This is a genomic window from Streptomyces hirsutus (assembly GCF_001418415.1).
GTDB lineage: Bacteria > Actinomycetota > Actinomycetes > Streptomycetales > Streptomycetaceae > Streptomyces > Streptomyces hirsutus.
This window is the reverse complement of sequence record NZ_LIQT01000056.1, coordinates 1-10689: the sequence shown is the minus strand read 5'-3', so window position 1 is coordinate 10689 and position 10689 is coordinate 1. Positions and strand designations below refer to the sequence as shown.

At 69.1% G+C, this 10689-nt stretch carries 10 protein-coding genes and 3 pseudogenes; 8 read left to right on the top strand and 5 right to left on the bottom strand.

What is annotated here, in order from left to right; translation table 11 throughout:
• The 5 genes and pseudogenes from AOK11_RS04990 to AOK11_RS04970 form a co-directional block, all read left to right on the top strand.
• Positions 1 to 306, top strand: a 306-nt coding sequence (locus AOK11_RS04990) for a PfkB family carbohydrate kinase (RefSeq protein WP_240497221.1), incomplete at its 5' end; no start/stop codon positions are given.
• On the top strand, positions 303 to 1061 hold the full coding sequence (locus AOK11_RS04985) for an IclR family transcriptional regulator (protein ID WP_055592401.1): 759 nt from the start codon (positions 303 to 305) through the stop codon (positions 1059 to 1061). The genes AOK11_RS04990 and AOK11_RS04985, both read left to right, overlap by 4 nt.
• A gap of 22 nt (positions 1062 to 1083) precedes the next feature.
• Positions 1084 to 1503, top strand: coding sequence for a RidA family protein (locus AOK11_RS04980; RefSeq protein WP_055592400.1), 420 nt, complete (start codon positions 1084 to 1086; stop codon positions 1501 to 1503).
• Between the two features lie 145 nt (positions 1504 to 1648).
• On the top strand, positions 1649 to 3136 hold the full coding sequence (locus tag AOK11_RS04975; protein WP_055592399.1) for a GntP family permease: 1488 nt from the start codon (positions 1649 to 1651) through the stop codon (positions 3134 to 3136).
• A gap of 128 nt (positions 3137 to 3264) precedes the next feature.
• A pseudogene (locus AOK11_RS04970) lies at positions 3265 to 3912 on the top strand (hypothetical protein); the annotation flags it as partial.
• Between the two features lie 295 nt (positions 3913 to 4207).
• Here AOK11_RS04970 and AOK11_RS04965 read toward each other — a convergent pair.
• Complete coding sequence (locus AOK11_RS04965) at positions 4208 to 5545, bottom strand: M14 family metallopeptidase (RefSeq protein ID WP_055592398.1); 1338 nt, start codon at positions 5543 to 5545, stop codon at positions 4208 to 4210.
• A gap of 205 nt (positions 5546 to 5750) precedes the next feature.
• Here AOK11_RS04965 and AOK11_RS04960 point away from each other — a divergent pair, with 205 nt between their 5' ends.
• Entirely contained in the window at positions 5751 to 7079 is a 1329-nt protein-coding gene (locus AOK11_RS04960; RefSeq protein ID WP_055592397.1) for an Nramp family divalent metal transporter, read from the top strand.
• Positions 7080 to 7176: 97 nt separating this feature from the next.
• On the opposite strand, the pseudogene AOK11_RS04955 reads toward AOK11_RS04960, so the two are convergent.
• Positions 7177 to 7536: pseudogene (locus AOK11_RS04955) on the bottom strand (SDR family oxidoreductase); the annotation flags it as partial.
• On the opposite strand from AOK11_RS04955, the pseudogene AOK11_RS39150 reads away from it, so the two are divergent.
• Positions 7530 to 7871, top strand: a pseudogene (locus AOK11_RS39150) (MmyB family transcriptional regulator); the annotation flags it as partial. The pseudogenes AOK11_RS04955 and AOK11_RS39150 sit on opposite strands and share 7 nt — an antisense overlap.
• On the opposite strand, the gene AOK11_RS04950 reads toward AOK11_RS39150, so the two are convergent.
• Positions 7840 to 8031, bottom strand: a complete 192-nt coding sequence (locus AOK11_RS04950; protein ID WP_055592396.1) for a hypothetical protein — start codon at positions 8029 to 8031, stop codon at positions 7840 to 7842. The pseudogene AOK11_RS39150 and the gene AOK11_RS04950 overlap by 32 nt on opposite strands.
• Before the next feature lie 12 nt (positions 8032 to 8043).
• On the bottom strand, positions 8044 to 8895 hold the full coding sequence (locus AOK11_RS04945) for a helix-turn-helix domain-containing protein (protein WP_055592395.1): 852 nt from the start codon (positions 8893 to 8895) through the stop codon (positions 8044 to 8046).
• Between the two features lie 229 nt (positions 8896 to 9124).
• Here AOK11_RS04945 and AOK11_RS04940 point away from each other — a divergent pair, with 229 nt between their 5' ends.
• Positions 9125 to 9628: an ATP-binding protein gene (locus AOK11_RS04940; protein WP_055592394.1), complete on the top strand. Its 504-nt coding sequence runs from the start codon at positions 9125 to 9127 to the stop codon at positions 9626 to 9628.
• 149 nt (positions 9629 to 9777) lie between these two features.
• Here the strand turns inward: AOK11_RS04940 and AOK11_RS04935 are convergent.
• Positions 9778 to 10689: chitinase (locus AOK11_RS04935; RefSeq protein ID WP_167353762.1), on the bottom strand; the 912-nt coding region annotated here is incomplete at its 5' end.

Below are 10689 nucleotides of genomic sequence, written 5' to 3'. Positions count from 1 at the left end.
GTCGGCGTCGTCGCCGCCGTCGGAGCCGGGGACGCCTTCGCCGCCGGATTCCTCTCCGCCACCCTGCGCGCCCTGCCCGTACGGGACCGGCTCCGGCACGGCCACCTCATGGCCGCCGCCGCCCTCACCGTCCCCGGCGACCTCGCCGCACCCCCCGCCCGCGACCTGGCCGACCGGCTGGCCGCCCTGGACGACACGGCGTGGGGGAGACTGCGTCTCGGCCCCGGTTGGACCGAGACCGCCACCGCGGGCGCGCACACGGATGCGGGCGCGGACCGGGCCGAGGAGGAGGTACGTACCCCATGAGCCAGACCGTCGACCGCGCACTGAGCATCCTGCCGCTGCTCGCCGAAGGCCCCGCCGACCTCGGGCAGGTCGCCGACCGGCTCGGCGTGCACAAGTCCACGGCCCTGCGGCTGCTGCGCACCCTGCACGAGCACGGACTCGTCTACCGCCAGTCCGACCAGCACTACCGGCTCGGCGCCCGCCTCTTCGCCCTCGCCCAGGAGGCGATGGAAAACCTCGACGTCCGCGAGATCGCCCACGCCCACCTCGTCCGCCTCAACGAACAGTGCGGCCACACCGTGCACCTCGCCGTCCACGAGGAGAACGAGGTCCTCTACATCGACAAGGTGGAGAGCCGCTACCCGGTCCGCATGTACTCGCGGATCGGCAAGCCCGTCGCCATCACCGTCGCCGCCGTGGCCAAGCTGCTCCTCGCCGACCTGCCCGAACACGAGCGCCGCGCCCTCGCGGAGAAGCTCGACTACCCCCTGTACACGTCCCGTTCGACGCCCAATCCGGCCGCGTTCCTGCGCGAGCTGGAGAAGGTGCGCGAACAGGGCTGGGCCACCGACCTCGGCGGCCACGAGGAGTCCATCAACTGTGTCGCCGCGCCGATCCGCGGCGCCGACGGCCGGGTGGTCGCCGCGATGTCGGTCTCCGCGCCGAACGTCGTCGTCACCGCCGACGAACTCCTCACCCTGCTCCCGCTGGTCCGCCGCACCGCGGACGCGATCAGCGGCGAGTACTCCGGCCGGACCCCGGCAGAACCCCAGTGACTCCAGCGAAGGACCGCCCCGCATGACCGAGAAAACCGAGAAGGTCGCCCTCACCCCGAGCACGCACACCACCCCGCCCGCGAAGTTCTCCCACGGCGTGCGCAAGGGCAACATCCTCCAGGTCGCCGGCCAGGTCGGGTTCCTCCCCGCAGAGGAGGGCCGGCCGCCCACGCCCGCCGGCCCCACCCTGCGCGAGCAGACCCTCCAGACCCTCGCCAACGTCAAGGCGATCCTCGAAGAGGGCGGCGCGACCTGGGACGACGTGATGATGATCCGCGTCTACCTCACCGACGTGGACCACTTCGCCGAGATGAACGGCATCTACAACACCTACTTCGAGGAGCAGGGCCTCACCCAGCCGCCCGCCGCGCGCACGACCGTTTACGTCGGCCTCCCCGCGGGGCTCCTCATCGAGATCGACGCACTGGCCGTACTGGGCTGACGCGCACTCACCCCGCACCCCTCACACCCTTTCCGGTCACCACCCCGCACCCGTATGCCACGGCACGGCGTCCACCACCCCTGTGACGCCGTGCCGCGATCCCCCATGCCCGAAAGCTTTATGCGCTCAAGCAGAGGACCTCCGAATGTCCCATCCGTCCCTTCCGCTCGCCGCCGACGCCGCGGCCGAGGCACCCCCGCACACCGGAGGGCTGCTCCTCCTCATCGACGGCACCGCCGGTCTGCTGACCGTCGCCGCCATCGGTATCGCGCTGCTTCTCTTCCTGATCATCAAGGTGCGGCTCCAGCCGTTCGTCGCGCTGCTCGGCGTCTCCATAGCCGTCGGCCTGATGGCCGGTCTGTCGGTCACCGAACTCTTCGGCACGGTCCAGCGCTCGGACGCGGTGTCCACCATCGAGTCCGGCATGGGCGGCATCCTCGGCCACGTCGCGATCATCATCGGCCTCGGCACCATGCTCGGCGCGATCCTCGAGGTCAGCGGCGGCGCCGCGGTCCTGGCATCGCGGCTGCTCGGCCTGTTCGGCGAGAAGCGGGCCCCGCTCGCCATGGGCCTCACCGGCCTGATCTTCGGTATCCCGGTCTTCTTCGACGTCGGCATCTTCGTCCTCGCGCCGATCGTCTACGCCGCCGCCAAGCGCTCCGGCAAGTCGATCCTGCTCTACTGCCTGCCCCTGCTCGCCGGCCTGTCCGTCACCCACGCCTTCCTGCCCCCGCACCCCGGCCCGGTCGCCGCCGCCGGACTGCTCGACGTCGACCTCGGCTGGGTCATCCTCATGGGCGTCGTCACCGGCCTCCCGGCCGTCGTCGCCGCCTGGGTCTACTCCGCCTGGATCGGCAAGCGGATCTTCGTCGCCGTCCCGCAGGACATGGTCGAGGCCGCCGAGGAGTCCCGTCAGGCCGTCCTCGACGAGCAGCGCGCCGCAGGCGTGGCGCCGCGTGAGACGCCCGTGCCGCTCGGCACCGTCCTCGGCATCATCGGTACGCCCCTCATCCTGATCCTCGCCTCGACGTTCTCCTCGATCGCCCTGGACGAGTCCACGCTGCGCTCGGTCGTCGAGTTCTTCGGCCACCCGTTCGTCGCGCTCACCATCGCCCTGTTCATGGCGTACTACCTGCTCGGCATCCGGCGCGGCTGGTCCCGCAAGTCCCTGGAGACCGTCTCGACGTCCTCGCTGAAGCCGGTCGGCAACATCCTGCTGGTCGTCGGCGCCGGCGGTGTCTTCGGCGCGGTCCTCAAGGGGAGCGGTGTCGCCCAGGCGCTGTCCGACACGTTCAACGACGTCGGCCTGCCGGTGATCGTCCTGTCCTACCTGATCTCCGTGGTGCTCCGGGTCGCGCAGGGCTCGGCGACGGTGGCGATCGTCACGACGGCGGGCATCGTCGCCCCGCTGCTGTCCGAGGGGAACCACTCCCAGGCGTTCGTGGCGCTGGTCATCATGGCCATCTCGGCGGGCTCCATCTTCGCCTCGCACGTCAACGACGGCGGGTTCTGGATGGTCGCCAAGTACTTCGGCATCAGCGAGCGGGACACGCTGAAGACGTGGACGGTGCTGGAGAGCGTCCTGTCGGTGGCGGGCTTCGTGGTCGCGGCGGGACTCAGCCTGTTCGTCTGACGCCGGCCCGTAGTTCCGGTCGGATCATCGTCCGATTCGTACGAACGGTGGGACGCATGTAGGCGTCTGATAACGAAGTGAGGGGCTGGCTGTGCCTCACACGGGATCGTCGACCATACTCACCCGGTGTGGAGCAGCGCATAGGTTCGAACAGCCAGCCCCAGCCCCTCGAAGGCGCCGGATTCGACCCGGCCTTCATCCCCGGGCTCACCGCACCCGTGTCCGGCACGTCCGACCGCAAGGCGGACGTGAAGGACGCGAAGGGCGAGGAGGAGCCGGAGGACGCGGTGCCGGAGACGGACGCGGACCCGGCCACGGAACCGGGGGCGACGACCTCGCTGGAGAAGCCCGGGACTTCCGAGGCCTCGGAAACTTCTGCGGCCTCCGAGCCCTCCGAGTCCTCCGAGCCCTCCGAGTCCTCTGAGGAGGAATCCGCCCCCGACGGCCCCGTGTTCGAGGCGTCCGACCGCCGGGCCGAGATCGTCGCCGATCACAGCGGCGTACGGCTCCGACTGGACGACCAGGCGTGCGAGTTCCGCTGGGACGAGATCGGCGCGGTGGAGACGGAGACCGCCCGCTTCGGCAAGCGGTACACGGTCACCGTCCACACCACGGAACGCCGTTGGTACCCGATCGAGATCGAGGCCGCGTCCCGCAGCCGCTTCGCCACGTGGGACACGGAACTGGACGCGGTCCTGGACGCCTACTTCGACGACGGGGCGCCCGAACCCGAGACGCCCGAGGCGGGCACTTCCGAGGCGGATACCCCCGAGGCGGACAAGCTCGAGACGGACAAGCCCGAGGCGGTCACTCCCGAGGCGGACAAGCTCGAGACGGACAAGCTCGAGGCGGGCACTCCCGAGGCGGATACCCCCGAGACGGACAAGTCTGAGGCGGACGACCCCGATACGGCCAAGCCCGACGCCGGCTCGTCCGGCACGGACGCCGATGCCGGGAAGCCCGAGCCGGACGCCGACGTGGACTCGTCCGACGACCCGGACAAGCCCACGTCGGGCGCCGGCCCCGTGGCCTAGGCGCCACGGAGACTCCTCGCGGCGGGCGGCGGCTCCGCTAACTGCAGTACTGCGCCGCCTTGCCGATGGAGCGGTACATGCAGTCCGCGTTCTCCAGGAGTTGCAGGACGGCGTCCCGGTTGCGGGACGTCTCCCGCTCGATGACCTCGTCGGGCGGGTAGAAGCCGCCGCCCGAAGAGGACCTCGGATACATCTCGTAGGTGTAGCCGAAGATCTTGTGCGTGCCCCACAGGTAGTCGTCGATCGAGCCGTCCGTGATGTACAGATCACTGGACTGCTGGGCCGTGTAGCCGTTGCTCGCGGCCATCTTCTGGCCGACCGTGCGGAAGGCGGCGTAATCGTCGGCCGTCATCCCGGTCGTGGTGTCGGAGTAGGTGTAGCCGAACGGCCACAGCACCAGCTCGCTGTACGTGTGGAAGTCGATGCCCGCCTTGATCTGCTGCACCCCGCCCACGACCCGGCTGCGCACGAAGTCGGCGACGACCTTCACCTCGGGCGCGGACTCGGGAGCCGAACCCCGGTAGGTCTCGGAGGACGTGGAGCCGGAGGAGCCGTTGCAGCAGCCCCAGCGGTAGTCCCAGTTGCGGTTCAGGTCGGTGCCGACGTACGACGAACCGGAGTTGGGCTGGCGGTTCTTGCGCCATGAACGGTAGGAGCCGGTGGCGATGTCGTACTCGCCGCCGTCCGGGTTGAGGTCCGGGACGATCCAGAGCTCCCGGCTGTTGACGATGCTGGTGATCCGCGAGTCGCTGCCGTATCCCGCGCCGAGTTCGCGTAGCAGGTACAGCGCCATCTCCACGGTCAGGTGCTCACGCGCGTGCTGGTGGTGGGTGAACAGGACCTCGGGTTCGTTCTCGTCCGCCGTCACGTTGTCGCTGATCTTGATGGCGACGATGTCCCGGCCCTGGTAGGAGCGGCCGATCACCCGCTTGCTCATGATGTTCGGGTACGCCGACAGCCGCTGGTCGATCTCCGCGTTCATCTCGGCGTAGTTGTGGTAGCGGGAGTCGGCCGAGGGGAAGTCGAACAGACGCAGATCGTCGGCGGCGGACGAACGGTCGGGGGCGGAGCCCAACGGCGTTACCTCGTAACCCTGTTGACGCAGGGTCCGGATCTGTTCCGCACGGCCGGAGACGACCACCGTCTCCTCGTCGGCCTCGTCCACGGTGACCCCGGACTGCTGGATCGCCGTACGGGTCACGGGAGTCGTGTGCTGATGGATCTCGTACTGGCGGATGTCGTCGGCCGAAGGCGCCGCCCGTTTGCCGCTGTCGGCGCCGGCCTCCGTGGCCGTCATCGACACGGGCGCGGCGAGAGCCAGGGCGAGGACTGCGGCGAGCGCGGCGGAGCGTCTGCCGCGTAGGCGAAGTCGCATGAGTCTCCTTGTGGGAGGTGGAGGGTTGTTCGTGCGACGTACGAACTGCTGCATGCGTGCATGCGTGGTGCGGTGCCGCCATGGTCGACGTATGACATGATCAGGTCAAGAAGGGGAAGTCGGCCGACCCTCGACCAGGTGTATCCGGTGAAGATCCCCGCACGCCCCCTTGTCCCGTCGGCACCCATCCGCTTTCTTGACCTTCATGGCGGACACCACGGGAAACACCCAGGACACCGGAGCACCACCCCACGGACCCGGCCCCCAGCCCCGCAAGTCCAGTTGGCGTTACATCGGCCCCGGCATCGTCGTCGCCGCGACCGGTGTGGGCGCCGGCGACCTGGTCGCCACCCTCATCGCCGGCAGCAGCTTCGGCTACACCCTCCTCTGGGCGGCGGTCATCGGATGCCTGGTGAAGATCTCCCTCGCCGAGGCGGCGGGCCGCTGGCATCTGGCCACCGGCCGCACCCTGTTCGACGGCTGGACGAGCCTGGGCCGCTGGACGACGTACTTCTTCGGCGTCTACGTCGTCATCTGGGGCTTCGTCTACGGCGCGGCGGCGATGTCGTCGAGCGCGCTGCCCCTGCAGGCCCTCTTCCCGGACGTGATGGACCTCGAAGGGTGGGGCATCGCCTGCGCCCTGGTGGGCCTCGCCTTCGTCTGGTTCAACAGGTACGCGGTCTTCGAGAAGGTCATGACGGTCCTGGTGGGCGTCATGTTCGTGGTGACCGTCTACCTGGCGATCAGGGTGGCCCCGAACCTCGGGGACGCCTTCGCCGGACTGCTCCCGGTCCTCCCCGACGCGGACGACTCGGTCCTCTACACCCTGGGCCTGATCGGCGGCGTCGGCGGCACGATCACGCTGGCCGCTTACGGCTACTGGGTCAACGCCAAGGGCTGGACCGACACGGGGTGGATGAAGGTGATGCGCCTCGACAACCGCGTCGCGTACCTCACCACCGGCATCTTCGTCGTCGCGATGCTCTTCGTCGGCGCCGAACTCCTGCACTCGGCGGGGCTCGCACTGGAGAAGGGCGACCAGGGCCTGGTGCAGCTGAGCGACATCCTGGAGGACAGGTACGGCGCCGCGACGGCGAAGTTCTTCCTGATCGGCTTCTTCGCCACGTCGTTCACGTCACTGATCGGCGTGTGGCACGGGGTGAGCCTGATGTTCGCCGACTTCGTGACGCGCGGCCGGAAGAAGGTGAAGGTGTCGACGGGCGAGGCCATCGCGTCCGGCCGCCCGGAGAAGTCCTGGCCGTTCCGCGCCTACCTGCTGTGGCTGACCTTCCCGCCCATGATCCTCCTGTTCGAAGGCCAGCCCTTCCGTCTGATCATCATCTACGGCGTCCTGGGCGCCGCCTTCATGCCCTTCCTCGCCCTGACCCTGCTCTGGCTCCTCAACTCCGCCCGCACACCCCGCGAATGGCGCAACGGGGCCCTCAGCAACAGCATGCTCGTCATCGCGGGCCTCCTCTTCCTGGCCCTGTGCGTCAAGCAGGTCTGGGACCAGCCGTGGTCGGAGTTCTTCTGATGGCCGGGGGCAAGTGTTGTCGTTGAGCATGGCGGGGGCGGGGTGAGGCGAGGACGGCTAAGCCCCCGCCGTCGGCCGCCTCAGCTCGACGGCATCGTCATACCAGGCCCCCGTTGGCCCGCAGGATCTGGCCGTTCACCCAGTGGCCCTCCGGACCGGTGAGGAAGGCGACCACCTCGGCGATGTCCTCCGGGGCGCCGAGCCGTTCCAGCGCGGGGGCCTTGGCGAGCGCATCGATCTGCTCGGGGGTCTTGCCCTCGAGGAACAGGTCAGTGGCCGTGGGCCCGGGGGCGACCGTGTTCACGGTGACGTCCCGCCCGCGCAGCTCGCGGGCGAGGATCAGGGTGATCGCCTCGACGGCGCCCTTGCTCGCCGTGTACGCGCCGTAGGCGGGGAGCTGCGTGCCGACCACGGAGGTCGAGAACCCCACGAACGAGCCGCCCGCACGCAGCGGCCGCCGCCAGGCGGGACGGGAAGGACGCCGAGGCAGGCTCGCTGGTCGGTGCCCTGCTCGACGCGTCCCCCGAGTTCGCCGCGCTGTGGGCCGACCACGACGTCGCGTTCCGGCGGGACGACCGCAAACGCCTCATCCACCCCGTCCTCGGCCCGATCGAGGTCAACTGCCTGCACCTCTTCAGTGAGGACGGCCGGCAGCGGCTGCTCTGGTTCACCCCGGCGGTCGGCACCGACAGCGCCGACCGCCTCGACCTGCTCGCGGTCATCGGCACCCAGGAGGTCGCTGACTCCGCCGGCACCGGCTTCATAGCAGGTGGTCGGCCTTCCCCGCCTTGATGTCGAGGATCATGCGCCGTAGCGCGTCCCGGCTGTCGGTGAGGTAGTCGTCCTCGGAGCCGGCTATGGCGATGTAGCCGTTGCCGTCCTGATCGGTACCGAGGCGGAAGCAGGCCGATCCCTCGGCGCAGAACGGTTCTTCCCAGACGATGTCGAGCATGGCGGTGTCTCCTTAAAGTCGACTGGCGATGTCCTGGATGAAGCTGAGGGAATCCGCGGGTGACAGGGCGTGCTGCTCCATCCAGTCGAGTTGAGCCCGGTACTTGGACAACTGCGCTTCGTGGCAGATGAATTCCGGGCCGTGGGCGCTGTCGATCTGTACGGTGTCCAGGCGCCGTACCGGCCCCTCCATGTAGACGACGGTCTGGCCTGCGCCAGGAAAGGAACCGGCCGCGAAGGGAATGACCTGCAACGACACATGAGGCAAGACGGACATGGTGAGCAGGTGCTCCAACTGTTCACGTGCCACTTTCGGTCCGCCGAACTGCATACGCAGAGCTGCTTCGTGGAGTATCCCGACGTATGGAGTGGGGCTGTCCCCTTCCAGCACTCGCTGGCGTTCCAGGCGGTGGGCCAGCCGTAGCGCGACCTCATGTTCTGGCAGCGGAGGCAGCGCGGCCTTGAACACGGCTTGTGCGTGAGCGGTCGCCTGGAGCAGTCCGGGCATGTGGATCAGGTGCACACTGCGCAGCCGTACCGCGTGGTGCTCCAACTCGGCGATGTCGAGCAGTCCGGCTGGAAGGCTGCCCCGGTACTTGTCCCACCAGCCCTGCCCCATGGGCCGTGCCATCTCGACCAGGGCGTCGACATAGGCATCGTCGTCGCAATCGCAGTTGCAGGCCAGTGTGCGCAGCCGGTCGGGGCTGATGGCGCGAGTCCCGGACTCGATGTTGGAGATCTTGCCCCGGTCCACACCGAGCAGTCCGGCGGCGAACTCGCCGGTCATCCCGGTGGCCGTACGCATCCTCCGGATCTCTGCGCCCAATCTCTTCTGGCGTTCCGTCGGCGACGTCCTCGCGCCCATACCGTCCCTCCTCTGGCCCACGTCACTCCATGGAGTGCCTTTGTTGCCAATTCTTGGGGCAACATAACCCCCCTGTGCTTACGTTAGGTAGCGCACAAGCTACCTGGCGCAGTCGGCAGTGCATCGCGCAAGCCTGCCCGCGCGACGGAGCCACCGACTGCCATCGACCACTGGCCGCCGACCACTGCCCATGGCAGGGCGCTGCCGTACCTCACCGAAGGAGCCACCGATGTCTCCGTCCCGCTGCCCCGTCGCACCCACGCTCTCCGCCGATCCCGCGGCCCCCGTCCCCGAAACCCTGGCCTACAGCTTCACGCTGCCCGCGCGGCTCACGAGCCCGGCGCTGGCGCGAGCGGCGTCGCGGGAGGTGCTGAGGGCGCACGGACTGGCGGACCTGCTGGACCCCGCGCTGCAAGCGGTGAGCGAACTGGTTGCGGTGGCCTGCCGGTTCACGGAGTCGACGGACGTGTACCTCTCCCTGCGCTACCGTGCCTCTGCCCTCCGGGTGATCGCCTACGACAGCCACCCGCGCCACACCCACCCCAAGCTGGCCACTGCCTGCGACACGCACCGCCGCGCGGCCCTACGCTTCCTGGCCTGCGTCTGCCGCGCCTGTGACGGCACCTGGGGCTTCGGCGAGGCACGCGAACCGGGAGGGGGCACCCGCATGTGGGCAACGCTGCCCAGCGTGGGCGCGAGGGCATACGGCAGCCCACCCGCCATGCCTCGCTGAAAAGCGTGAGCACTTGGCGGCCAACTGTCACGTGAGCGCTCAAATGAGCGGTATTCGGACAGAGGCGGTCGAAGTGCTCACGCTTTGGGGAGGGCGTGCAGTGCTCGGCGCCCCCGAGGCGGGGCGATGGGACGGGGCTTGGGTTACGGCTACGGCAGGGCGTGGACGTGCGGGCCCACCGCGTTGGACCAGGCGTTGCCTGCCGTGGCGTCCCAGTTGGTGGACCAGGTCATGGCGCCGCGCAGGCTCGGGTAGGTCTTCGACGGTTTGAAGGTGCCGCAGTTGGTGCCCCTGGTCAGGCAGTTCAGGGCGTTGTTCACCACGGTCGGGGAGACGTAGCCGCTGCCCGCGCCGCGGGTGGAAGCCGGGAGGCCGAGGCCCACCTGGGACGGGTCGAGGCCGCCCTCCAACTGGATGCAGGCCAGCGCGGTCAGGAAGTCCACCGACCCCTGGCTGTAGACCTTGCCGTCGCAGCCCAGCATCGAACCGCTGTTGTAATACTGCATGTTGACGACCGTGAGGATGTCCTTCACGTTCAGCGCGGTCCGGAAGTAGGAGTTGGACGTGGACTGCATGTCGATGGTCTGCGGAGCCATCGTCAGGATCATGTCCGGGCCGGCCTTCGCGGACAGCGACCGCAGCGCCTGCGTCATGTAGGTCGCGTTGAGGCCGTTCTCCAGGTCGATGTCGACGCCGTCGAAGCCGTACTCCTGCATCACGGCGTACACCGAGTTCGCGAAGTTCGTCGCGGAGGCGGAGTCGTTCACCGAGACGGTGCCCGTCTCGCCGCCCACCGAGATGATGACCTTCTTCCCGGCCGCCTGCTTCGCCCGTACGTCCGCCTTGAACTGGGCGACGGTGTAGCCGTTCAGGCCCGCCGAGTCCAGGTTGAAGGTGACCGCGCCCGGCGTGCCCGTCGCGTCCGCGAAGGCGACCGCGATGATGTCGTACTGGCCGGGCACGTCCGAGATGCGCTGCACCGCCGCGCCGTTGTTGAAGTTCTGCCAGTAGCCGGTCACCGCGTGCCGGGGCAGGTCACCGCCGCCACCGCCGCCGCCCTC

Excerpts from the sequence above, each read along its gene's own strand:
- AOK11_RS04945 (WP_055592395.1), bottom strand. The coding sequence starts at position 8,895 with ATGGGCGCGAGGACGTCGCCGACGGAACGCCAGAAGAGATTGGGCGCA.
- AOK11_RS04980 (WP_055592400.1), top strand. The coding sequence starts at position 1,084 with ATGACCGAGAAAACCGAGAAGGTCGCCCTCACCCCGAGCACGCACACC.
- AOK11_RS04960 (WP_055592397.1), top strand. The coding sequence starts at position 5,751 with ATGGCGGACACCACGGGAAACACCCAGGACACCGGAGCACCACCCCAC.
- AOK11_RS04940 (WP_055592394.1), top strand. The coding sequence starts at position 9,125 with ATGTCTCCGTCCCGCTGCCCCGTCGCACCCACGCTCTCCGCCGATCCC.
- AOK11_RS04950 (WP_055592396.1), bottom strand. The coding sequence starts at position 8,031 with ATGCTCGACATCGTCTGGGAAGAACCGTTCTGCGCCGAGGGATCGGCC.
- AOK11_RS04985 (WP_055592401.1), top strand. The coding sequence starts at position 303 with ATGAGCCAGACCGTCGACCGCGCACTGAGCATCCTGCCGCTGCTCGCC.
- AOK11_RS04965 (WP_055592398.1), bottom strand. The coding sequence starts at position 5,545 with ATGCGACTTCGCCTACGCGGCAGACGCTCCGCCGCGCTCGCCGCAGTC.
- AOK11_RS04975 (WP_055592399.1), top strand. The coding sequence starts at position 1,649 with ATGTCCCATCCGTCCCTTCCGCTCGCCGCCGACGCCGCGGCCGAGGCA.